This is a genomic window from Phytomonospora endophytica, assembly GCF_014202425.1.
Lineage (GTDB): Bacteria > Actinomycetota > Actinomycetes > Mycobacteriales > Micromonosporaceae > Phytomonospora > Phytomonospora endophytica.
Genome location: NZ_JACHGT010000001.1, coordinates 589160 through 612846, shown reverse-complemented (window position 1 = coordinate 612846; position 23687 = coordinate 589160). Strand labels below are relative to the sequence as shown.

The 23687-nt window shown below is 71.5% G+C and carries 19 protein-coding genes; 3 read left to right on the top strand and 16 right to left on the bottom strand.

Annotation, left to right across the window (positions count from 1 at the left end; all coding sequences use genetic code 11):
• Positions 1–205 precede the first annotated feature (205 nt).
• The 5 genes from HNR73_RS02515 to HNR73_RS02495 form a co-directional block, all read right to left on the bottom strand.
• On the bottom strand, positions 206–1075 hold the full coding sequence (locus HNR73_RS02515; RefSeq protein ID WP_184785552.1) for a DUF6999 family protein: 870 nt from the start codon (positions 1073–1075) through the stop codon (positions 206–208).
• Complete coding sequence (locus HNR73_RS02510; protein ID WP_221330635.1) at positions 1068–2957, bottom strand: 3-oxoacyl-[acyl-carrier-protein] synthase III C-terminal domain-containing protein; 1890 nt, start codon at positions 2955–2957, stop codon at positions 1068–1070. Before HNR73_RS02510 ends, HNR73_RS02515 begins: the two co-directional genes overlap by 8 nt.
• 92 nt (positions 2958–3049) lie before the next feature.
• Entirely contained in the window at positions 3050–3679 is a 630-nt protein-coding gene (locus HNR73_RS02505; RefSeq protein WP_184785551.1) for a response regulator, read from the bottom strand.
• Positions 3654–4793, bottom strand: a complete 1140-nt coding sequence (macS, locus tag HNR73_RS02500) for a MacS family sensor histidine kinase (RefSeq protein ID WP_239122084.1) — start codon at positions 4791–4793, stop codon at positions 3654–3656. The genes HNR73_RS02505 and macS overlap by 26 nt, the downstream gene beginning before the upstream one ends.
• A 179-nt stretch (positions 4794–4972) precedes the next feature.
• Positions 4973–5458, bottom strand: coding sequence for a winged helix-turn-helix transcriptional regulator (locus HNR73_RS02495; RefSeq protein ID WP_184785550.1), 486 nt, complete (start codon positions 5456–5458; stop codon positions 4973–4975).
• Between the two features lie 98 nt (positions 5459–5556).
• Here HNR73_RS02495 and HNR73_RS02490 point away from each other — a divergent pair, with 98 nt between their 5' ends.
• Positions 5557–6108: a dihydrofolate reductase family protein gene (locus tag HNR73_RS02490; RefSeq protein WP_184785549.1), complete on the top strand. Its 552-nt coding sequence runs from the start codon at positions 5557–5559 to the stop codon at positions 6106–6108.
• On the opposite strand, the gene HNR73_RS02485 is transcribed toward HNR73_RS02490, so the two are convergent.
• Positions 6093–6935, bottom strand: a complete 843-nt coding sequence (locus HNR73_RS02485; protein WP_184785548.1) for an MBL fold metallo-hydrolase — start codon at positions 6933–6935, stop codon at positions 6093–6095. The genes HNR73_RS02490 and HNR73_RS02485 overlap by 16 nt on opposite strands.
• A gap of 97 nt (positions 6936–7032) precedes the next feature.
• Positions 7033–7521, bottom strand: a complete 489-nt coding sequence (locus HNR73_RS02480; protein WP_184785547.1) for a carboxymuconolactone decarboxylase family protein — start codon at positions 7519–7521, stop codon at positions 7033–7035.
• Here HNR73_RS02480 and HNR73_RS02475 point away from each other — a divergent pair.
• On the top strand, positions 7505–9952 hold the full coding sequence (locus HNR73_RS02475; protein WP_184785546.1) for an ATP-binding protein: 2448 nt from the start codon (positions 7505–7507) through the stop codon (positions 9950–9952). The genes HNR73_RS02480 and HNR73_RS02475 overlap by 17 nt on opposite strands.
• Before the next feature lie 14 nt (positions 9953–9966).
• On the opposite strand, the gene HNR73_RS02470 is transcribed toward HNR73_RS02475, so the two are convergent.
• From HNR73_RS02470 to HNR73_RS02455, 4 genes are all read right to left on the bottom strand, one after another.
• Positions 9967–12429: an excinuclease ABC subunit UvrA gene (locus HNR73_RS02470; RefSeq protein WP_203686079.1), complete on the bottom strand. Its 2463-nt coding sequence runs from the start codon at positions 12427–12429 to the stop codon at positions 9967–9969.
• 122 nt (positions 12430–12551) lie between these two features.
• Complete coding sequence (locus tag HNR73_RS02465) at positions 12552–13196, bottom strand: LysE family translocator (protein ID WP_184785544.1); 645 nt, start codon at positions 13194–13196, stop codon at positions 12552–12554.
• Positions 13197–13238: 42 nt separating this feature from the next.
• Positions 13239–13883: a hypothetical protein gene (locus tag HNR73_RS02460; protein ID WP_184785543.1), complete on the bottom strand. Its 645-nt coding sequence runs from the start codon at positions 13881–13883 to the stop codon at positions 13239–13241.
• 443 nt (positions 13884–14326) lie between these two features.
• Positions 14327–14599 carry a helix-turn-helix domain-containing protein gene (locus HNR73_RS02455; RefSeq protein WP_184785738.1) on the bottom strand — a complete coding sequence of 91 codons (273 nt, stop codon included), beginning with the start codon at positions 14597–14599 and terminating at the stop codon, positions 14327–14329.
• A 1061-nt stretch (positions 14600–15660) separates the two neighbouring features.
• On the opposite strand from HNR73_RS02455, the gene HNR73_RS02450 reads away from it, so the two are divergent.
• A complete protein-coding gene (locus tag HNR73_RS02450) occupies positions 15661–17094 on the top strand; it encodes a serine hydrolase domain-containing protein (RefSeq protein ID WP_184785542.1) in 1434 nt (477 codons plus the stop codon).
• A 7-nt stretch (positions 17095–17101) separates the two neighbouring features.
• Here the strand turns inward: HNR73_RS02450 and HNR73_RS02445 are convergent, their stop codons facing one another.
• The 5 genes from HNR73_RS02445 to HNR73_RS02425 all read right to left on the bottom strand — a co-directional run bounded on the left by HNR73_RS02445 (position 17102) and on the right by HNR73_RS02425 (position 23640).
• Complete coding sequence (locus HNR73_RS02445) at positions 17102–17776, bottom strand: 2-phosphosulfolactate phosphatase (RefSeq protein WP_184785541.1); 675 nt, start codon at positions 17774–17776, stop codon at positions 17102–17104.
• 311 nt (positions 17777–18087) lie between these two features.
• The gene (locus tag HNR73_RS02440; RefSeq protein ID WP_184785540.1) at positions 18088–18789 is read right to left on the bottom strand and encodes a hypothetical protein; all 702 of its coding nucleotides are present in this window, start codon (positions 18787–18789) and stop codon (positions 18088–18090) included.
• Positions 18786–21074, bottom strand: a complete 2289-nt coding sequence (locus tag HNR73_RS02435) for a hypothetical protein (protein WP_184785539.1) — start codon at positions 21072–21074, stop codon at positions 18786–18788. Before HNR73_RS02435 ends, HNR73_RS02440 begins: the two co-directional genes overlap by 4 nt.
• A gap of 19 nt (positions 21075–21093) precedes the next feature.
• A complete protein-coding gene (locus tag HNR73_RS02430; RefSeq protein ID WP_184785538.1) occupies positions 21094–21981 on the bottom strand; it encodes a hypothetical protein in 888 nt (295 codons plus the stop codon).
• A 186-nt stretch (positions 21982–22167) separates the two neighbouring features.
• A complete protein-coding gene (locus HNR73_RS02425) occupies positions 22168–23640 on the bottom strand; it encodes a glycoside hydrolase family 43 protein (RefSeq protein ID WP_203686081.1) in 1473 nt (490 codons plus the stop codon).
• Positions 23641–23687: the final 47 nt, after the last annotated feature.

Sequence of the window (23687 nt, the reverse complement as noted above, 5' to 3'; positions counted from 1 at the left end):
CCACCAGGGGCGGCCCGATCCGGATCCGGCTGGTGTGGCTGAGAGGTCTCGGTACCGACCGGCCTTCGAGGGTGATCTCGAAGGCCGGCCGTTGCGCGGGGTCGGTGGCGAGCCCGGCGGGTCGAGACAGCCCAGGGGCCGGTCCCCCGGTCCGGGAGACCGGCCTCTCGATCGTTCGTCCGTCGCTCGCCCGTGGACGGGCCCCTCACCACGATCGCACGGGGGACGAAGACTCCATGCCCGCCGAACGCCGCTCACCCCCGGTCGGCTCCGCCCGCGCGGCCAGGCGGACGAGCTGGGCGTGGGCGTATTCGCAGATGACGGCGTGCCGGTATACGGCGGCGGGGACGTCGGTGTTCGAGTCGACGCGCACCGCCAGGTCACCGCTTCGCCAGCGCAGGAAGGTCGCGTCACCGGTGAGGTCGGCCAGGATCGCCAGAATCGAGTCGTCGAAGCGCATGGAGTGCACGGCCCGCCGGTACTCCTCGGGCGTCAGGCACAGCGCGAACGGCACGTTCATCAGGCACAACGCCGTCTGAACGTCCAGGTTGACCGCACGGCGCCGGTGCGGTTCGGTGTCGAGCGGCGGCATGTCGAGACCGGCGAAGTCGAGCATCGCCGGCGACATCGGGCCGGGGCCGAGGGCGCCGAGCACGTCGTAGACGTTGATGTCGTGCTCGATGACGGCCCGGTTCCCGAGACCCGCGAGGGTCGTCGGCCGCAGGGACACCGGCCGCGCGCCGGTCGCGCCGGCGTTGCGGACGATGAAGTTCAGCAGGTTCGTCTCGATCACGAAGTGGCGGATGAGCAGTTCGACCGCGAGCGGGGAGACGAAGTGGCGCAGGAACCACAGGCACAACCGGTCCATGGTGCCGTGGGCGCGGACCCGCACCGGGAGGCACCTCTTCGCGAGAAGGATGAGCACCACCGTCACCCGCGAGAACGGGCGGGCCAGCGGGTACAGCCACGTGCGGGTCCAGCGACGCTGGTCGTCGGCGACCTTGCCGATCACCTCCGCGTCGAGGGGCATGGCGGGGTCGCGTTCGACCGCGTCCCACAGCGACGGGTCAGACATTGTCCAACTCCTCCAGCTGCAGGCGGTACAGCCGGGCGACGACCTTGGCGGTCTTGACGATCGCGTCCGATTCGGCGCCGTCCTCCACCGAGGACAACAGATCCACGAGCATCGCGTAGTGGTCGTCGTCGGCGACACCGTGATAGCGAAGGAAGCTCACCTGGTCGTCACGCAGGCCGAGAAGGTCCTGGAAGCGCGCGGCCCACGCGGCGGCCTTGCCCGTGCCGAGCCCTTCGATGACGAACATGGCGCCGAGCATGCCGACGGGTTCGGGACGGCTCGCGGTCTCGAACATGTAGGCGGAGAGCGCCTCCGACCCGATGTTCTTCTCCCCGGCGCGGATGTCCTCGACGGATCCGCCGCAGGCGGCGTAGTCGCGTTCGAGCATCATGAAGTCGCGGTGCTCCTCGACGGCGTGCCGGATCGCGGCGCTGCGCAAACCGAAGTGCTTCAGCGAGAAACTGGACGCGGCCCTGGCGATCCAGCCGGAGCCGTCGGCGACCTGCTGCCGCAGATTCCGCAGCAGCCGCAGGTAGTCGTCCATCGTGACGGTGCCGTCGTTCAGGCGCCGCAGGATCGGGACCTCGTCCAGACCCCGCTCGAAGTCCCGCCACACGTCGTCCAGGCGGCCGTGCAGAGTGGACACCGATCGCCTGGCCGGAATCGCCGGCCGGCCGGCGGAGGTCGCGGGTTCGTCCGCTCCGGCCTCGACGCAGGTCAGGTGCGCGAACGCGAAGGAGAACCGGCCCGACTCGGGCACGGCGAGCAGGACACGCTGGCCGGGCTCGAAGCGGCCGGTGCGCCAGCATTCCTCAAGGGCGATGTAGATCGAGGCCGCGCCGGTGTTGCCGCGCTCGGCGAGGTTCGAGAACCACTTCTCCGGCTTGACGGCGGCACCCGCGTCGTTCAGGAGCTCGACGATCATGTCCCGGAAGGCGTGGCTGCTGTAGTGGCAGAGCACATGGTCGAGGCGGGCGAGGTCGATCAGGCCGGTTCGGGCGAGTTTCTGGAACTCGCGCAGCCCGGCCTCGGCGAGGCCTTGGAGAGCGCCGGTGTCCTGGCGCAGCCTCAGCATCCCGCTCGCCGCGGCCTCGTCCACATCGACGTCCTGCCAGGTGGTCCCGGCGCGCGGTTCGAGCCCGTCGCCCGACCCGGCGCGCATGCAGACGGGGTTGGCGTGGGCGAGGGACACGTGACGTATCCAGTCGACGCGCAGCGACGGCCGGTCGGGACGCGGCCGGGGTTCGACGATGACGGCCCCCGCTCCGTCGGAGAGCATCCAGCGCAGGAAGGCGGCGTCGGCCCGAGCCCCGTCCAGGCGGGAACGGCGCAGCCAGCGACTCGCCAGCTCGGAGCCGACCACGGCGGCGCGTTCATGCTCACCGAGGCGGATCTTGGCGACGGCGGCGTCGAGGGCGGCGAGGCTGGACGCGCAGACCCCGCCCACCGAGAGGACCTGCATCGGGCCGCCGCCGAGCCGGCCGTGGACCATCGAGGCGAAGCCGGGTACCAGCAGATCGCCCTGGGTGGTGGCGGTGGCGAGCATGTCCAGCTCGGAGGCGTCGAGTCCACGGTCGGCGAGGGCCTCGGACAGGGCCAGGGCGGCGATCTCCTCGTTGAGGATCGTCGTGGCGCCGGACTCGTCGAGGGCGTAGTGGCGGGTCTTGATGCCGTTGGCGGCCAGGACCCGGCGGCGGAGGCGTTCGCCACGCGCGTCCACGCCGCCGAGGCGCGCGGCGATCTCGTCGTTGGAGATCGGAGGTCCGGGCAGGTGGTGACCGACGGCCGTGATGTAGGCGGCCTGGATCACCGGTGGGGTCGGGGTCTCGCTGAGGGTCGCTTCGTCCGCGTGGCGCCCCGGGCCGGGGCTGATGGTAGGCATACGTCCATTAGGGCCCGGGACGGGCCGCCTTCCATCGGGAGCCGCACTCGAACCGGCGGGGCGCCGTACTCGCTTCCGCTGAGTACCGGTACTCAGTCCTCGTCGATGCCGTGCTCGATGGCGTAGCGGACGAGCTGCGCGCGATTGTGCAGCTGGAGTTTGTTCAGGGTGCGCTGGACGTGGTTCTGCACCGTCCGATGCGAGAGGAACAGGCGTGCGGCGATGTCCTTGTAGGACAGTCCCTTCGCGACGAGGCGCAGTACCTCGGTCTCACGCTCGGACAGCACGGGGTGCTTCTCGTCGGCGTTGGCGAGGCGGCGGTACTCCCCCAGCACCATGCCCGCCAGTCCCGGTGTGAAGACCGCGTCCCCGGCGGCCACGCGCTCGACGGCGTCGAGCAGCTCGGCGGTCCCGGCGGACTTGAGGAGATAGCCGCGGGCGCCCGCCTTGACGGCCTCCAGCACGTCCTCGGACTCGCCGCTGGCCGAGAGGACGAGGATCTTCGTGGGGCAGTCGTCGAGTTCGCGCAGCACGTCCACCCCGGACCGGTCCGGCAGCTGGAGATCGAGAATGGCCACGTCGGGCCGCAGTTGACGGATCGCCGTCAAGGCCCGCCGTCCGTCGCCGACGCCTGCCAGGACCCGGTGTCCGGCCTCGGCGAGGTCGCGGCCGATGGCGTCCCTCCAGATCGGATGGTCATCGACGACCACGAGTGTCACCATCGTCTCCCCCTCCCCCGCCCTGACGCGGCACCCGCAGTTCGATCTCCGTGCCCTGGCCCGCGATCGAGGTGATCGTGGCCTCGCCGCCGAGTTCCTGGATCCGGCCCTCGATGGACCGGGCGACACCGAGGCGCCCGCCGGCCGCGGCCTCGGCCAGCCGCCCGACCGGGATGCCCGGACCGTCGTCCCTGACGGTCACGGTGACCTGGTCGCCCTGGTCCTCGACCAGCAGCCACACGCGAGTGTCCTCGGGGCAGTGTTCGCGGACGTTGTCCAGCGCGCTGGTCACCGCCGCGGCGAGCTCATGCGCGGCCTGGGAGGGCAGGCGGACCGGCGTGGCCGGAGCCGCGATCGTCACCGCGTCGCACGCGTGGCGTCCGATGAGTTCCCGGACGTCGCGCTGCCCGTCGAAGGGATGGCGGTAGTACTCGGACGTGATCAGCGCGCGCAGCGCCTGCTCCTGCCGCCCGGCCAGCCTGCCCAGTTCGGCGGCCTCACCGCCGAGGTCGTCGCCCCTGCGCTGGACCAGGGCGAGGATCTGGAGGACCGAGTCGTGGATGTCGCGGGCGAGGCGCTCGCGTTCCAGGCCGGCGGCGTCCCGGGCGGCGGCCTCGCGAAGCCGGTGCTCCGCCTCGACGCCGAGGCGGGTGAAGTGGCCGACCATCAGCCCGGTGATGATGAACAGGATCGCCTCGCTGAAGGTGTTCTCGGTGGGGCCGCCGCGGAAGAGCATCCCGGCGGCGGCGACCGCGCACCCCGCGATGACACCGCGCCGACGACCGCCGACGACCGCCCAGACGAGGACCGGCCCGGCGAGCAGGGGCCCGACCGATACCGGCACGCTGCGATCGTCGAGCTCCAAGGCCCAGGTGGACGCCGCGACCGCGATCACCGAGGTGGCCAGATCGGCGTAGAGGGCCGGCGGCCGAAAGCCGCGGGTGGCGTAGAAGCCGCTGATGAACAGGGTCCACGCGGCCATGACCGCGACGAGCAGCAACGCGGGCACGGGTCGTACGAGGTCGTCGAGGAACAGTCCCCACATGACCAGCGGGTAGCCGAGGGCCGTGAACCTGAACACGGTGATGGCCTGCCGCAGCTGCGTCTCGATGCCCACGCCTGATTCTCGCAAGCTCCCGCGAACGGCACCATCCCGCGAAGAGGCGGTGGCGACGACGACCGTCCCTTTTGGATTCCGGGCTCCCGGGGTCGCCGCCCGGGTTCAGGGGCCGGGTGGCGGAGCCGGGCCGGCGCCGGCAGGGTCACCCCGGCCCAAGGCCCGACCGCCCCTCGCCATCAGCCATCGCTCACCGCGGCGTGGGCGGCGGCGAGGCGTGCGAGGACGCCCGGGCCGTCGTGCTCGCGGGGTGGCCCGCCCAGGTGGAGGGTGCGCAGTTCGTCGGCGAACTCCTCCCAGAGTCGCGGACCGCCCTCCCACAGCAGTTCGGCACGCACTCGCAGACGTTCGGTGGTCGGGCGGTACTTGACGCCCCACGCCCCGAGGTGGGCGAAGACGGGCACGAGCCCGATCGCCTGCTCGGTGAGGCTGTAGGCGGCACGCCTACCCGGCCCGACGTCCTCGCGCGTCAGGAGACCGGCCTTGACCAGGCGCTTGAGCCGGTCGGCGAGGATGTTCGAGGCGATGCCCTCCTCGGATCCGGCGAGGATCTCACGGAAGTGGCGACGGTTGCCGAAGACGATGTCGCGCAGGACGAGCAGGCTCCAGCTGTCACCGAAGGCCTCGACCGCGGCGTTGATCGGACATCCCGAACGGGGTTCCACGAAGACCACCTCTCCCAACCGCTTGCAATCTACCACCACTCCGTCTTACAGTGATCCTCCAAGTGATTGCAACTCACAATCAGTTCGCGGAGGCGACCATGAAGGACACCCGGCCACGGACCGCCGAAGGCAAGACCCTCTGGCACTTCACGATGTCGCTCGACGGCTTCGTCGCGGGGCCGGGGCACGACATGTCCTGGATGGCCGACGACATGACCGCCCGTGACGGCCTGACCGAGGAGTACACGTCGACGACCGGCGCGGTCCTGGGCGGCCGGTCCGGCTACGACGCGCTCCCCGGCGCCAGGCCCTACGGCGACTGGGACGGCCCCGTCTTCGTCCTCACCCACCACCCCGAAGACGCCGAGCCCGCCGCGGGCATCACCTTCCTGAGCTGCGACGTCACCGAGGCCCTCCGCATCGCCAAGGAAGCCGCCGGCGACAAGAACGTCGAGGTCTTCTCACCGACGATCGGCGCGCAGCTCCTCGAACGCGGCCTCGTCGACGAGATCGACCTGCACATCGCGCCGGTCCTGCTCGGCGACGGCATCCGACTGTTCCACAACCCCGGCGGCGCTCCCCTGCAACTCCGCCACGTCGGCCAGGACGAACCGCGCGCGGTGGTCAACGTTCGCTACCGGCCGGCCTGATCGGGCCCGGCGGCGGCACGCGCCCGGGCGAGCCCCTGGACCTGCCCTTCGTACATGTCGGCGACCCATTCCCAGCCGGGCTTCGGCGACGTGACGCGCGGGTCGTCGACGGGGCGGCCGTCGCGCAGGGCGAGCAGGTACTCGCGGTCGCGTTCGATCCGTGCGCGCGCCTCGCCCGGTCCGCCGACCGACCCATGGCCCGGGATGACGACGTCGGCGCCGTCGGCCACGTCCTCCAGCGCCCGGAGCCCGGTGAGGTACTCCTCGATCGGGTCGTTGGTGCCGTTCCAGTTGTCGAGCATGGGGCCGAAGAGATCGGAGAGCATGTCGCCGGCGACGAGGACCCCGTGTTCTTCGATGAAGAGCGCCGCATGGCCCGGCGCGTGCGCCGGATGCTCGATCACACGCACCCGCGGCCCGTCCCACGGAATGTGCGTCGCGTCGGCGGGCAGGGCGGTGATGCGGCCGAAGGGGTCCAGCGAGACCCGGCCGACGATTTCCGGCGGCAGCCCTTCGGTGACGTTGGCCTGCCAGTTCGGGTCCGCCAGCACCTCTCGCATGAAGTCGGCGCAGCGGGCGGTGCCGTACCGGGGAGCCTCGCCGAGCTCGGCGTGCCAGAGCACGTGGTCCCAGTCCGGGTGGGTCGCGAAGCCGGCGACCACGGGCTGCCCCAGTCCGCGAAGGTCGCCGGCGAGACAGGCCATTTCGGAGTCGTCGATCCCTGGATCGACGACCAGCACACCGGCTCGACCCGGCACGACGACGGTGTTGTTCTGGAGAAGTGGGCTGTGATGCGTGAACACGCCCTCCGCGACCCGCGTCAGCATGGACGTCCCCTTCCGCTTGTGGTCTGCAATCACTTTTACGAGAGCCTAGCCCGAAGTGATGGCATAATGCAATCACTTCGGGCCAGGGGAACACCGCTCACCCGACCGCGAACGGCCCACCGGACCACCCCCGTCGATCACCCGCCTGCTGGCGGGTCGGCGCGTCGAGCCGGTTGACGGCGTTGGCGACCGCGATGCTCAACAGGAGGGCCGCCAGCTCCTTCTGGTCGAAGTAGGTGGCGGCCACGTCCCACACCCGGTCGGGGACGGCGTCGGGGCTGTCGGCGAGGCGGGTCACCGATTCGGTCAAGGCGAGGGCCGCGCGTTCGGCGTCGCTGAACGAGGGCGCCTCCCGCCAGGCGGCCAGGGCGTCGAGCCGGTCCGCGGAGACGCCGTGGCGCCTTGCCTGGCCGGCCGCCCCGGCGACGGACGCGGCACAGCCGTTTATCTGGCTGGCGCGCAGGTGGATCAGGGCGAGAAGGCCGCGATTCACACCGGTCCCGGAGATCGCGTCGCTGAGGTCCAGCAACGCCGTCATCGCCTCGGGGACCAGGGTGGCGGGATGGGGCATGCGCACGGTCGACATCGTCTTCTCCTTCGCGTCGGCGTTCGCCGGCTTCAGGCCATCGCACCAGCGGAGCACGTCTCCGCGCACGCGCCGTGGGACGTTGTGGGACACCGGGAGGCACCGCCAACTGCGCGAACACCTCACCGATCCGTTCCGGCCGGGCGGGACGGGTACCGTCGTGCACGTGTCGAGCGCCAACGAGCGGCTGGTGGCCCAGCTCGCCAAGATCAAGGAGCTGAGCGGGCTCAGCCTGCGCGCCCTCGCCCGCGAATCGGGACTGAGCAGCTCGTCGCTGTCGCGGTACCTGACCGGCCGTTTCGTGCCGACCTGGGAGGCCGTCACGGCCTTGTGCAAGGTCGTCGGCCGCGACCCCCGGCCGCTTCGTCCACTGTGGATCGAAGCGATGAAGGCGGGCGCGGCGCCTCCCCCGCGCCGCAACGACCTGCCCGCCGACCTGGCCGACTTCACCGGGCGCGAAACCGAGGCCGCGCGGGTCGAGGAACTGCTGCGCGACACGGGGGTCGTCGCCGTCGACGGCATGGCCGGCGTCGGCAAGACGAGCCTCGCCGTGCACGCGGCGCACCGGCTCGCGCCCGCCTACCCGGACGGCGGCCTCTACCTCGACCTGCACGGCTTCACGCCGGGCCAGGCACCGCTCGAACCCTCCGCCGCGCTCGGCCGCCTGCTCAAGGCACTGGACATCACGCAACCACCGGCCGCCGTCGACGAACGCGCGGCCCTCTGGCGCTCCGAACTGTCCCGGCGGCGGGTACTCGTCGTACTCGACAACGCCGTCGACGCCGACCAGGTCCGCCCCCTCCTGCCCGGCGCGGGCAAGTCGGCGGTCGTCATCACCAGCAGGTCACGGCTCGTCGACCTGGACGGCGTCCCGCCGGTCTCGCTGGAGCCCTTCACCGACACCGACGCCGCCCACCTCTTCGGCAGGGCCGCGGGCCTCACACCCGGCGAGGACGAGGCCGTCGCCCAGGTGCTGGACCAGTGCGGGGGCCTCCCGCTCGCGCTGCGGGTCGCGGGCGCCAGGCTCCGCCACCGCCCGGGCTGGACCGTCGCGGTGCTGGCCGAGCGCCTGCGGGACGACACCGGCCGCTTCGACGCGGCCTTCGGCATGTCGCTGCACCAGCTCGACACCGCTCAGCGACGCGTCTTCCGCCTCCTCGGCGTGCTGCCGGGAACCGACTTCGACACCGAGACCGCCGGGGCCCTGGCCGACCTGACGCCCGGGCGGGTCGGCGGGATCCTCGAAGAACTGGCCGACGCGCATCTCGTCCAGGAACTGTCCCCCGGCCGGTACCGGCTGCACGACCTGATCCGCCGCTACGCCGCCGACCTCGCCGCCGAGGAGGAGCCCAACGCCGAGACGGCCCTGCGCCGAGTCCTCGACCGCTACCTCGCGCGCGCCACCGCCCACGACCGCACACTGCCTTCACCGCACCGCCCGAAACCGGAGCCGGGCGACCCCGCGGAGGCCATGGCCTGGTTCGACCTCGAATACGTCAACCTCGTCGCCTGCTTCGACACCGCGGTGCGGCTCGGCGCCGACGAGGTGGCCGCCGACCTGCCGGAGGCCATGCGCGTCTGGTTCTTCCGGCACCGGGGAACCGACGACCAGCTCCGCCTCCTCGAAGGCGCCGCCGAGGCCGCCGGACGGCTCGGCCGCGAAAAGCGACGAGCGTCCCTCCTTTCCGACCTCGGCTACGCGCTGGCCGCCGCAGGACGCCTCACCGACGCCGTCACCACCTACGAGCGGGCCGGGGAGTCCGGCGGCGCCGACACCGAACTCGCCGCGGGCCTCGCCCTGCGCACGGGCTTCGCCCGCCGCGACCTCGGCGAACTCGAAGCCGCGCGGAAGAGCTTCCGGCACGCCCGCGAGCTGTTCGCCACCGTCGGGAACAAGGGCGGCCTCTCCCAGGCCCTCGCCTTCGACGCCTGGGTGACCCTGCGCCTCGGCGGACGCGGCGAAGCCGTCGAGCTCGCCCGGGAATCGGTCGGCATGGCCGAAGGCCCCGCACGGATCACCGGCCTCGTGGCCCTGGGACTCGCCCTGACCCGAGAAGACCCGGCGGAATCCCTCGAAACCCTGCGCCAGGCGCTGCGACTCGCCGAGGAGAACCGCCTCCAGCACAACCGCGCGTGGTGCCACCACAACCTCGGCGTCGCGCTGCGCGAAACGGGCTCACCCGAGGACGCGATCGAGCACCATCGTCGCGCCCTCGAACTGATCGCACCACTGGCCGAGGCCCAACTCGAAGTCGAGATCCTGCACGGCTACGCCGAGACCCTCCGCGTCGCCGGTCACCACGACGAGGCGCTCGCGCTGCTCGACCGCACCGTCGCGGCCGCCCGCCGCCTCGGCCGGCCCCACGACGAGGAACTCGCACTGGCGGCGCGCGCTGTCGTGACCGCTGACCAGGAGCGCGCGGGGAGCTAGTTTCGCCGAACGGCTCAACCGGCACCCAGATGCCGGGCGAGGTAGCGGCCGGTGAGACTCCGCGAGTCGCCCGCCAGCTCCTCCGGCGTGCCCGACGCGACGATGGTCCCGCCTTCGGATCCACCGCCCGGTCCCATGTCGACGACGTGGTCGGCGTTGGCGATCAGGTCGAGGTCGTGCTCGATCACGACGACGGTGGCACCGTTACCGGTCAGGCGCGTGAGGACGTCGAGGAGCGTGCGCACGTCGAGCGGGTGCAGACCGACGCTCGGCTCGTCGAAGACGAACAGCGTGTCGCGCTGGTCCCGGCCCAGCTCGGAGGCGAGCTTGAGGCGCTGCGCCTCGCCGCCCGAGAGCGCGGGCGTCGCTTCGCCGAGCGTCAGGTAGCCGAGACCGAGGTCGGCGAGGGTCTGGAGTCTCGCCCCGACCTTGCGCAGCCCGCCGAGAACCCCGGCCGCCTCGGTCGCGGTGAGACCGAGCAGGCCGGGCAGCGAGATCCCGTCGCGCTCGTGGCGGGCGGCCTCGGGTGCGTAGCGCGAGCCCTGGCAGGCGGGGCAGACGATGTCGACGTCGGGCAGGAACTGCACGTCGAGTGAGACCTCGCCCGTGCCTTCGCAGCGCGGGCAGCGCAGCGATCCGGTGTTGTAGGAGAAGTCGCCGGCGCGCAGTCCGGCCCGCTTCGCCTCGGGCGTGGCGGCGTAGGCACGGCGCAGGTCGTCGAGGAGGCCGCTGTACGTGGCCACCGTGGACCGTACGTTGGCGCCGATCGGCGTGCTGTCGACGACGTTGACGCGCGTGACCGGCCCGGGCTCGATGCCCGCGACCTGCGGCGGCAAGGCTTTGCCCGCGATCGCCGCCTTGAGCCCTGGGACGAGGCTTTCGAGGACGAGCGTGGTCTTCCCCGACCCCGACACACCGGTCACCGCGATGAGCCGTCCTGCGGGAAGGTCGAGGTCGAGCGGATGGACCGTGTGCAGCCGGCGAGTGGTGAGACGCACCCGCCCGAGGTCGAACAGCTCCTCGCGGGACGCGCGTGGGCGGACCCGAACCGGTTCGCGGCCGTCGAGGAAGGGGCCGATGAGCGAGCCGGGGTCGGCGGCGATGGCGGCGGCGTCGCCGGTGGCGATGATCCGGCCGCCGTGGGCACCCGCGCCGGGACCGATCTCGATGAACCAGTCGGCCTCGCGCAGGACCTGGACGTCGTGGTCGACCATCAGCACCGAGTTGCCGTCGGCGAGGAGGTCGCGCATCACGACGAGGAGTCCGTCCACGTTGGACGGATGGAGGCCGATCGACGGCTCGTCGAGGACGTAGAGGACGCCCGTGGTCTCGTTGCGCACCGCGCGGGTGAGCTGGACGCGCTGGCGCTCCCCCGTCGACAGGGTCGAGGCGGCCCGGTCGAGGCTCAGGTAGGACAGTCCCAGCCCGATGAGCCGCCGCGCGATCTCGTCGAACTGGGCGGTGATGGTGCGGCCCATGCGCTCCATGTCGCCCGGGAGTTCGGCGACGACCTTCGGCACCCACTCCGCCAGCTCGGCGAGGGTCTTGGCGGTCGCCTCGGCGAGTCCGACGCCGTCGACGGTGGTGGAGCGGGCGCGTTCGCTCAGGCGTGTCCCGCCGCAGTCGGAGCAGGTCCGCACGCAGAGGAAGCGGCCCACGCGGCCGAGGCCCTTCTCGCTCGTGGCGTTGCGGACCGCCTCCTCGACCGCCAGGCGCGCGTTGCGGTAGGTGAAGTTGAGGTCGAAGAGTTTCCCGCTCTTCGACGGGACGCGGATGTGCCGCTTGACCTCCGGCCCGCGCAGAACCGTCTCGCGTTCACCGGCGCTCAGGTCGGCGTAGGGGACGTCGGTGCGCACGCCCAGCTCGGCGACCACCTGGGGCATCACGGTCAGCCCGAACATCGACCAGGGGGCGACGGCGCCGTCGTCGATCGACTTGGACGGGTCGGGCACGAGCGTGTCCTCGTCAACCTCGCGCACCACACCGGTCCCCTCGCAGCGTGGGCAGGCGCCATCGGAGTTGAACGCGAACGACTCCGCCCCAGGCGGATCGAAGGTCACCCCGCAGGTGGGACAGGTCAGCGACGCTCCCATCGCGACGTCGATCGTCGGCTCCTGTGGGTGGCCGTTGGGGCACAGGTGGGAGCCGAGGCGGGAGTACATCAGGCGCAGGTAGCTGAGGAGCTCGGTGGAGGTGCCGAAGGTCGAGCGGATCGACGGGACACCCGGCCGTTGCCGCAGCGCCAGCGCGGCCGGGACGTGCTCGACGGCGTCGACCTCCGCGCGGGGCGCCTGCGCCAGCCGCCTGCGCGTGTAGGTCGACAGCGCCTCCAGGTACCGGCGCGAGCCTTCGGCGTAGAGCACACCGAGCGCGAGCGAGGACTTCCCGGACCCCGACACCCCCGCCACGGCGACCAGCCGTCGCAGCGGGATGGTGATGTCGACGTCGCGCAGGTTGTGCACCCGGGCTCCGCGCACGGTGATCCTCAGCGGCGGGTCGTTCGCGTCTCGCTCCACGGTTCGGCCGTCCCGTCTGTCGTCGTGCCGGACAGGGGGTGTCGCAGAAACGCTATAAGGAGTGCCGCCCGGGCGCCGGGCTTTCAGCCCTCGGCCGCCATGCGCACGCCGAGGGCGATCAGGACCGTGCCGCTGATCGCGTCGAGGCGGCGGCGGACCCTCGACCGGCGGAACCAGCGGCCCGCGCGGCCGACCACCGCCGCCAGCCCCAGGTAGAGGCCGATCTCCAGCGCGACCTGCAGCAGGGCGAGCAGCGCGGTCGTGGCGAACAGCGGGCGGCCTTCGGGAACGAACTGCGGATAGAAGGCGATCATGAACGCGGCCGCCTTGGGGTTGGCCAGCATGACGGCGGTGCCTTCACCGAAGGCCTTCCACCACCCGCCGGCCGACGCCGGCGGTTCCTCGACGGCGGGCGCCACCGCGAGATCGCGACGGCTGCGCCACGCCGACCGCCATGCCCTGACGCCCAGGTAGACCAGGAAGACGGCACCGGCGACGCGGATGACGATCAGGGCGACCGTGGACGCGGCGACCAGGGCGGCCAGGCCCGCGGCGGCGCAGAGCGCCCACAGGTACAGCCCGGCTTCGAGGCCGAGGACGGTCGGCACCGCGCCGCCGAAGCCGCGCACGGCCGCACGCCGGAGGATCAGGGCCATCGCGGGCCCGGGAGACGCCGAGATCAGGAGAACGGCGAGAACGAAGGCGGGCAGCAGCGCCACGAGGTCCATCGGGACATCATCGCGGTGGAGGGGCCGCCGATCAACCGTCCGCTATCGCGTCCCGCCCGGTGGCGCCAGCTCCGGCAGCCCCGCGTACTCGGGTGCCACCACCGCCGTCGCGTGGATGTGACGGCCCGCCGCCCGGACCCACGTCAGCGGGTGCTCGGGGAACTGGGCGTCGAAGGCCGCGTCATCGCTGCGGTTGAAGGGCAGCAGCGATGAAAGGCCGGGGTCGTAGGGATGCGAAGGCCCGTCCGCCGGGATCCCCAGCTTCGCCGCCACGACGGTCTCGCGGATCCCGGTGTACTGGTTCGGGCCGCCTTCGGCCGCGAAGGCCGTGATCTGGGCGTAGCGGGTGGCCTTGGTGAGGGTGAAGACGGTCGCGAAGATCGTCCCGTGCTCGTAGCGCGGGTGGGGCATCTTCATCACCTGGCGGACCGCGCGGGCACCGCCGAACGGCACGAGTTCGGCCTCGATGAGGCAGCCGAGCGGGGCGAACATGCCCGCGAAGCCGCGCCGCAGGCTCGCCTCGTCGCTCATCCACGCGGCGTTGAAGGGCGGCCCCTCCTTGACGCTGACGGAGACGCCGTGGCCGGTGGAGGGGTCGATCCACGACGGGGCGTCGCCCTCCCGCTCCAGTCCGGTGGTGTCGAAGGCGATCGGCCAGGGGCCGCCGTGCCGTTTGCCTGCGCTCATCGCGACCTCGCGGGGTGTATGTCCGATGTGTACGGACGCGGATGTCGCGCCGAGTCTAGGGAACCGGCACCGGGAGCGGTCCCGCGCGTGGGTCGTGGAGCAAGGGGGCACCGGTCCGGGACGCCCCCGGCGGGACCGGCACCTCAGCGAACGGCAGCTCCGCCCACCAGCGCCCGTAGCGCCGGTACATCGCGGGATCGCGATCCCGTGGGAAGGCCGCGAGGGCCCGGGCCGCGAGGCCCGGCCTCGAAGTCGGCGAGCCGGTTTCACGGTGCCGGGTACGGCGAGGCCGCGTCCTGGGCCTGGAGGGCGACGACACGCCGTACCGCCGAGACGACGTCGAGGTCTTCCCGCCGTGTCGGCGGCTGCCTGACGAGCGTCGCTCGGTTCCCGTTCCGTACCGGCCCGGGCTCAGGTGGGCGGCTCGTGTGAGGGGACGGCCGTCAGGACACCTCCTCGGTCTTGCCGTGGGCATCGCGTTCGGCGTTGATGCGCAGGGCGTCGGCGAGCAGGTCTTCCAGGATGATGATGCGGCAGGCGGATTCGAGGGGCGTGCCCTGGTCGACGAGTTCACGGGCCCGGCCCGCCAGGCGAAGCTGGAAGCGCGAGTAACGGCGGTGGCCGCCGTCGGAGCGCTGAGGGCTGATGAGCTTGGCGGTGTCCAGCGAACGCAGGAACGCCTGTGTCACGCCGAGGAGTTCGGCGGCCCGTCCCATGCTGTACGCGGGGTAGTTGTCATCGTCGAACTTGTCCTCGGTGCCCGCGGTGGGCAGATCCTGTGCTTCCAATAATGGCAACCTCTCGGTGAACGCGGACAGGGGCTCCGGTGCGGATGCACCGGAGCCCGGAGTGTTCTTACACCATCAACCGACCATCAATGGCCGGTATCGAACCGCGTGTCTACCACGAAGGTGGCGGCGACCCGCGAATGCGTTGTCGATACCGCTGACCACCTTCCTTTCGATGGGACCGCTACACCCGGGAGACCGGATCTTCCGGCCGCGCGGGTGATCTCCGATGGCGCACTCACTCCTTTCCCATTGGTTCCTGACCGCTGTGGTCCTTGACTTTCATTGCCTTTCCACTCGTCGCGGCACACCGCCCCGGGACCCTCTTGCGATCACCTGGTCCCGGTCGCCTGAGCCGCGCTCCGCTTGCGTCTTGCCGTCGTGCCTTGCCTTTCACTTCTCGGAACGGCCCATGACGCGACCGTCCGCGAACCTCGCCGGGAGCCCGTTCGCGTAGCGGCTCGACCGGCGGGTCCGCAATCCAGCACGGACGGCTAGTCGCTGCCGTCCCTTATGGACCCTCGCTGCTCTACGAGAGAAAACCTAACACTTCTGCGGCCGGATGTCTACAGCGGCCGCTGGAGTTTTTCTGTTCGGGTGGCCGGAAGGGTGGTCAGGGGCCCTCGTGGCTCCCGGCATGGGGCGGACGGCGGCCAGCACGATGATCACCGTCGCGACCGCGGCGGCGGCGCCGGTCGCGTCGACGCGACCGGTCCCCCACCGGCCCACGGCCGCCCGCACAGGGGGCATGAGCACCGGTTCCGCCACAGGCGCGACCGCGAGGACCGCGATCATGTGCTCCAGCGGGATCGCGAGTCGGCCGAGCACTTCAATGTCCTCCGCCGGCAAGGCGGACCGCGGATCCTTTTCGTCGGGCTCTCACTCGTGAGCACCGCGACGGCAGTCGAACGGCTCACTCGCACCCGAGTCCCCCGCCGAGGCCCTCTAAGGCGCGTGACTTGATCGTGGGCCTTGGTTACTGTGCCTGAATGCCTTCCCCACACGCCCTGCTGCCGCGTTCGGCGCCCGCGGCCTCGGGTGTCTCGTCCCGCGCGATCTCGGCACTGCTGGACCGGCTCGCGGCCGACTCCGTCGAGTGCCACTCGATCATGGTCGTACGTCATGGACACGTCGTCGCCGAGGGCTGGTGGGCGCCATACTCGGCCGCGCGTCCGCATCTCCTCTACTCGCTGACCAAGTCCTTCACCGCGGTGGCCGTGGGGCTCGCGATCGCCGACGGCCTACTGTCGCTGGACGATCGCATCGTGGACGTCCTTCCCGACCGGGTTCCGGACGGCATCCCCGAGCAGGCCCGCCGCCTCACCGTCCACCACCTGCTGTCGATGACGGTCGGGCGCGACACCGACAGCCTCACCGAGGCCTGGCAACTGGAACCGGACGACCTGGTGAAGGGTTTCCTGCGCGTGCCGTTCTCCGCGCCCGAAGGAACCCGGCACGCCTACGACAACGCGACCACCTACGTCCTGGCGCGCATGGTCGAGCGGGCGACGGGCCGCGGCCTCCCGGAACTGCTCGACGAGCGGCTGTTCACCCCGATGGGCGTCGACCACGCCGACTGGGACCGGGTGGCCGGCGGCGCCTCCTTCGGCTTCCACGGGCTGCACCTCACGACCGAGGCCGTCGCCGCCTTCGGTGAGCTGCTGCTTCGCGGCGGCCGCTGGGGCGACCGGCAGCTCGTCCCGCGCGAATGGGTCGAACTGGCCACCGGGCGGCACATCGAGACGCGTCAGGTCGAAGGCTGGTCGGTCAACCCCGACACGCTTCGCGGCTACGGCTACCAGTTCTGGATGTCGCGCCACGGTTATCGCGGTGAGGGTTCCTTCGGCCAGTACTGCCTGGTCCTCCCGGAGCACGACCTGGTGGTCGCCGTGACCGGCGCTCGAACGGGCGGCGGCGAGACGGTGCTCGACCCGGTCTGGGAGTGCCTGCTGCCCGGCCTGGACAAGGCGGACGGCGCCGAGGACGACGAACGTCTCGCCGAGCGCCTGCGGCACCTGTCCTTGCCGACGGTGCCGGGTTCGGCCGCCCCCGGGCGTTCCGCGAAGGCGACCGTCGACGCCTCCGTCGCGGACTCGGCACTGCCCGGTGAGTCCACGGTGGTCGTCGAACCGGCCGAGCGCGGGTGGCTCGTCCGGCTCGGGCCGTCCCTCACGATCGAGGTCGGCCACGGCGAATGGTGGGAGAGCGCGCCGCTCGGGCGGCCGCTCGTCGCGACCGGCGCCTGGCAGGACGACACCTTCGTCGCCGACTTCCACGTCATCACCAGCCCGCACCGGGTCCGTTTGGTGGTCGACGCGGTCACCGGGACGGCGGTCGCGACGTGGAACGTCGTGCCCCTGACGAGCCCCGACCTGGCGCTGCATCTGCGGTCGCCGCTGATGACGCGACCCGACGTCGCGTAGGGGCGAGTCAGCCGGCGTGCGGGCGGAGGACCATGAGGCCGTCCTCCGCCGTCGCCACCATGGCGAACGGGAAGCGGTCGAGTTCGAGGCAGAGCGCGACGTCGTCGGGGTGGACTCCCTCGCGGATGCCCTCCGTGAGTTCGGTGGCGGCCCGCGAGTCGCCGGCGCGGCTGAGGTACTCGGTGGCGTCGGTCGCCGTCTCGGTGGTCCTCCGCGCGATGTACTGGGCGCACGCCAGGTCCTCGTCAGCGCGCCCGTCCTCGCCGGTGACCACGAAGGTGACCCGGTCGGGCTCGCGCTCCCGCAGGAGCCGGGCCGTCGCCTCGGCGACCACGAAGGAAGCGCACAGCACCAGCGACGCGTCCTTGACCGCGAGCGCCCCGACCGTCCCCGCCGTCGTCTTCTGCACGACGGTCCGCCCACCGAGGCCGATCGACCGCAGCATGCCCGGCGAGTTGACCGTGTCGAACCCCGGTGCCGGCGGACCGTCCTTGAGCGCCACCCAGCCGGGATGGCGCGACTTGAGCGCCAGGGCCTCGTCCAGCGACTCGGCGAGCACGATCCTCTCGGCCCCTCGGGCGAAGGCCCAGGCCGCGACGGTGAAGGCGCGCATGACGTCGACGACGACCGCGACGGAGGGGACTTCGGTGAGTTCGGCGATGCCGAGGAAACGGGCGTCCATCCGGTCATGATCACCCAGGGCGGGGCCGGAACGCAGGGGTGAGTGATGTGGGACTCAGGGGCCGAACATCGGTGCCGGGGGCGGTGCTCGCCGACACGGTGGATCGCCGTGGCCGAAGCGGCGAGGCGCTCGCCGTCGCCGTGGGGCCTCGACGGGCTCCCTTCGGCTCGATCGTGCGGGCTCTTCGGCGCGGTCCTCCTGCTGACGGACTTCGTGTCTTGGAGTGTCCGGTGTGCGGTTCGGGCGGTCGCGGCCTTGCCCCGAAGCACTCCGCCGGGCAACCCGGGGGCTGCCCGGCGGCGAGTCTCGACCTAACCCGGCCGTCCCCACCCAGACTCCGCCGGTGGAGCCGGTGGAGCCGGTGGAGCCGGTGGAGCCGGTGGAGCCGGGCGGTGCGGGGGCGGCGGGCCGAACTGTTGCGGGCGAGGAAGCGGCGGGTTGTAGACGGTCCAACCCGGAGGCGCCTGCGGGTAGGCGGCGGCCGGTGGGTACCGGGCCATGTAGGCCAGGCGCGCGGCGGCCTGTCTCGCGAGGAGAACACCGCGGAAGTAACCCCCGGAGGAGCGCAGGGCGAGCAGGACGATCACGACCGTGACCAGGACCAGGGTCAGGATCGACGATCCGACCATCAGGACGTGATGCCAGGTGGTCGCGGTGAAAGGATCCGACAGCAGCATCAGGCCCGCCGCGCAGGCGGCGGATCCGCAGAGGATCCAGGTCATCACGCGCGCCGGACGGCGGCCTTGGGCGTCGAGGACGGCGAGGAGGACCGCCAGGCCCGCCGCGGCGATGGCGCCGGTGGCGAACAGGACGAGCAGCGCCACGACACCTGAGCCCGCGTCGGGGTCCTGCGCGAGGTCGCTGTGGTACCGGTCGTACTGGGGCAGCGCGAACAGTGTCGCGACGGCCGCCGCCAGCCAGAACGCCGCCGAACCGGTCAGGAGGTAGGAGGCGGCGAACACGCCGGGCGGACGCTTCGGCGGGGCCGTCTGCGGCAGGTGAAGCGTGCTCATCGCGTCACCGGTCCGCTCGTGCCGGCGAACGTCGGCGGTGTCGTGGCCTTCGTCTTCCGTCGCCAGAGGAACACGCCGACGGCGAGCCACCCGGCCACGGGCAGCGTCGACAACACCCAGAAGAACGGGTTCCCGAGCGGCGTGGGCGGCGGTGGCAGCGGGTCCCACAAGGGACGCTCGGTCGACCGTCCGCCGAGCCAGATCCCGGCGGCTCCCTCCTCGACGGTCGGCGCGAGCATCGACTCGCCGACGGCCGCGTTGAGCGCCGGGTGCTCGGCGGCGAACTCCTCGTCGCTCACCGAGCGGCTCGGCACGTCGAAGAACGTGACGCCGCCGTAGATGTAGGTCGTGGTCACGATGTAGTCGCCTTGGCGCGTCCGGCGTTCGACGTTGAACTCGCCCTCGGTGTAGGACTTCACGTAGTCGTCGAAGACGTCCTTGGGGTCCCAGTCCTCACGGGCCGGCCACGCGCTGACATCACCGGAGTCGATGATGTCGCTGTAGGCGGTGGTCTTGGTCTCGCTGCGGTGCCGGTACCACTCGGCGGCGACCCGGCTGGCGTACACCCGCCGCAGTTCGGCGAACTCGGGCGCGGTGTTGACCGCCTCCTCGACCTTCGGCAGGATCAGGTCGGCGTAGACGCCCTCGTTGTGGTCGGTGTCCCCGCCGGACTGCCCGGAGCATCCGGCGGTGCCGCCGGCGCCTTTGGATTCGAGGTACTCGCCCTCCATCTTCACTTCGAGGGGCGCGTCGAGGATGAACAGCGAGTCGCCGTCGTCCTTCACGACCGCGGGCTTCGGGACGATCCACTGGCGCATCGAGATGCACTTGGTCTCGCCGCGGAGCGCCTCCCAGTACTTCGCGCCGCCCTTGGTGTCCGGGTGGATGAAGTCGGCGACGATCTTCTTCATGTCCAGGTCGGCTTCGAGGAGCACCCGGCCGGCGTCGGTGCTCCCGAAGTCCTCGTCGATGATCCGGTCGGGCTCATCGGGGTTGAGGTTCACCCAGAAGGTGTCGGTGGGCAGGGCCAGCCAGGTGAAGAACGCGTCGGCGGCGAGCTGGGCGCTCTCGCGTCCACCGTAGGAGACGTCGACTCCCTCGGCGGCGTCGACGGAGTAGGCGTAGTCGACGCCCGTACCGAGTCCGCCGTCGTAGGTGTCGGAGACGTAGCGCAGTTCCAGTGTGGAGAAGTCGACGCCGCCGAGCTGGTCGGACGTCATCTCGGCGTCCCCGCTGCTGTTGTAGCCGCTGTCCTGGGCGAGCTGCTCGGTCATCTCCGAGGTCTCCGCGGCCTCTTCGGGGGAGGCGGGAGAACCCGAGAAGGCGTCCGTCGACGGGCTTTCGGCGCCGTTCTGGCCGCCCGCCACGAGCGAACCCGGAGGCGAGGTGGGACCGGGGCCGCTCGGTGGCGCGGCACCGCTTCCGCTTCCGTCCGGCGGGTTCTCGTAGGTGCTGGGATTGACGATCTTTCGGGCCTTGGCGGGGTAGACGAAGAGCCGGGACTCGACGCCCGGGTACTCGGCGGCGAGTCGCTCCAGTTCGGCGATCCTCTTCTTGCCCGGTCGTTTGGAGAAGTACACGTCGAGTTTCGTCGCACCGGTCTGGACGGCGAGTTCGAAGCGGGACCTGATCTGCTCCATGGTCCACGCGCCCGATTTCACCTCGACGAGATGGGAGTAACTCTCAGGGCCGGTGCGCAGCCCGAAGTCGGGACGCTCGTCGATGTTCTCGCTGACCTTCGTGTCGTGCTCGAAGCCCTGCGCGGTGTAGCCCTGAACCTGGCCGACGAGGAGCTCGAAACCGGTGCCCTGGAGTCCGTTGGACGTGCTGGTCCCGTAGGTCTTCAGCCAGGTGCCCCACTTCTTGGCCCTGGCGCTCGCCGACATCTTCGCCCAGTCGGCGCTGTTCTTGGGTTTCACCCGCCACTTGTGCCAGCGGCTGAGCACGTGCTCGATGGACCCGACCAGGTAGTCGCCGGACGGCTGGATCGAGTCGAGCTGGGCGATCTCCTCGATCTCCTCCCAGTCGTAGGTCAAGGTGCCCCAGCTGATCTCCTCGGTGTCCTTGTTCCAGGTGAGTTCGTCGCTCCAGAAACCCACGGAGGGGACGTCGAATTCCACGGGGGGCTGGTTCACCGGGGGCGTGAACCCCGCGCCGATGCGGTACGGGCCGGGTGGCACCGGTTCGGCCCGTGCCGGGACGGGTGCCGCGATGTAGGCGATCGAGACGAGCAGCAGCAGAAGGCAGGTGGCGCTCGCGGAGATACGTCGGAATAACCGGTTCATGTCTGCACTCCCCAGGGGATCAGCGTGCGAGGTCGTCGAAGTGCCGCCGGAGGTAGCCGTCGCGCCGGAGCGCGATCCGGAGGGCCACGAACGGCATGGACGTGTGGTGCTTCGGTCCGAGTGCTTCGAGATAGGGGTGGTCGCCTCCGTCGGGGTTGTGGTTCCACCGGCCGCCGACTCCGCGGCGGAGGACCTCGCCCAGGTACCAGGCCGCACCCTCCCGGAAGTCGTGGTTGGCCGGGTCCTTCAGCGACTCCTTCGTCGGGGTCTTCCGACGGACGAGTTCTTGCAGCCGCGACAGCGAGTCCGGCGAGAAGTCCCAGTCCTCGTCGGGGGCGTAGGCGCGCGCCCACGCGTCGGCGGCGGAAGCGCGGGCGGCGAGCCACCGCGCGAGCGGAGCCGCGCCGGGATCGGGATCGTCGACCTCGGTCTGCTCCTTCACAGGCCGCCATGACGGGACCGCGCGCCGGTGCTCCTCGACCGCGCGCGACCAGAGGTCGTGGACCGTGGTGAAACGTGCCGCGTCACGAGCGGTCGCGGCTTCCTGGAGCAGGCGGACCGGCGACACCGGCGCGAGGCCGACGGCCGGGTCCGCCGTCGCGACCGGGAGGCCGCCGGGGGGACCGCCGAGGTCGGCGTCCGGCCACGTCCAGGCGCCGCCCGCCACGCGCATGAGGGCTTCGCCGAGGTAGGCGGCGGCGCCTTCGACGAAGGCGCGGTTGCCCGGCAGTGCCGCCTGCCCGGGTTCGTCGAGCCGCCGGAGGAGGTGGCGTTCCAGCGCCGACAGGGAGTCGCGGGAGTAGTCGGGGATGAAGCCGGTGCCGCGCAGTTCGATGTCGGTGAGCGCCATCAGGACGGCGAAGAGGCGCTCGTGCCATGCGGTGAGCGGCTTCTCGATATCGGCCATGTGACTCCCCCGTCCACGGTCGCCCGGGTGGTTTTTGCGGTTTAAGCGTGACAAGTACCCGCGCTGACTATAACTCTTTTCTAGAGGATTTCTCTAGTCGCGTCAAGGACGGGTACGTGAACAAGGAGACGCGAGAAGCGACGGGACGCGGTCGCGTCCCGTCGCGGGTGAAGGTCGTGCGATGTTTCAGGCGGGCGTGTACGCGGCCTTCCGCAGCAGCGTCGGCGACCCGGCCGAACCGAAGGCGAGCACCCGGCCGGTGAAGCCGGCGGCGACCTCGGTGGAGAGGTAGCGGCCGTCGAGGCGGCCGAGCTCGCGGAAGTTCTCGCCGTCGCCGTAGGACAGCACGATCTCGTCGGGGCCGGGGATCGCGGCACCCGGGGTGGGCGAGACCGCGGCGATCCGCAGGGTCGCGGACTCGCCGGTGGCGGGCCCGGCGTCGAGGTCGTGGCGGATGTCTCCGATGTGGACGGTCGCCTGGACGCGCCCGCCGTCGAAGGTCAGCGCGTACCAGTGTCGGTCGTCGATGAGGAGCCGGAGCTGGCCGGAACCGTCGAAGGTCGCCTCGGCACGCCAGGACAGGTCGCGGACGCGCGCGCACAGCAGCCCCGGTGAACCGTCGGGCGCCGGGCGCAGTTCGAGTCCGCCCGACGGGTGCCGCGCGGTGATCGTCTCGGGTTCGGATCCGGGGACGACCCAGCGCGGGTCGAGGCCGGGCTCGGTGAAGTCGTCGGTGAAGGCGGTGTCGGCGGGCTCGACGGTGAAGCGCCCCTCATCGAAGACCGGCCAGCCGTCGGCCCAGTCGACACCGGCGAGGAAGGTCTCGCGACCGAGCACGTGGAAGGCCGGGGTGAAGCCGCGTGGGCGTACGGCGAGGTAGACCGCGGCCCAGCCGCCGTCCGCGGTCGAGACCAGGTCGGCGTGCCCGGCGTTCTGGACCGGGTGGGTGGTGCTGCGGTGGGTGAGGACCGGGTTGCCGGGGCACGACTCGAACGGCCCTTGTGGACCGTCGCCGCGCGCGACGGTAACGCAGTGCCCGCGCTCGGTGCCGCCTTCGGCGAGGGTCAGATACCAGCGGCCGCCGACGCGGTACAGGTGGGGCGCCTCCGGGTTGGCGAGCCCGGTCCCCTGCCACAGCGGGTACGCCTCGCCGTCGAACTTCCCGGTCTCCGGATCGAGGCGCGCCTGCATGATCGCGTCACCGCGTCCCTCGGCGGGCGACGCCTTCCAGGTCAGGAGACACCGGCCGGCGTCGTCCCAGCACAGGTCGGGGTCGATCCCGATCGCCTCGCCGACGAACACCGGCTCACTCCACGGCCCGGCGGGATCCTCGGCGGTGACGATGACCTGCCCGGCCTCGAAGTCGCCGACATTGGTCGTCACGAACCAGAACCGTCCGTCGTGGAACCGCAGCGTCGAACCGTAGATCCCGCCCGAGGGCCCGCCGCCGCCGCGCCGGAACTGGGTCCGGCGGGTCAGGATGTTCCCGATCTGCCGCCACGTCACCAGGTCGCGGCTGTGGAAGATCGGCGCGCCGGGGAAGTACTCGAAGCTCGAATGGGCCAGGTAGTAGTCGGATCCCACCCGGCAGACGGTCGGATCCGGGTAGAAGCCCGGCACGATCGGGTACTCGGCGGCGGACACGGGCGAACGGCGCAAGGTCGTCCCTCTCTCCTCGACGGTCGTGTGCGGACGGTCGGCCCCGG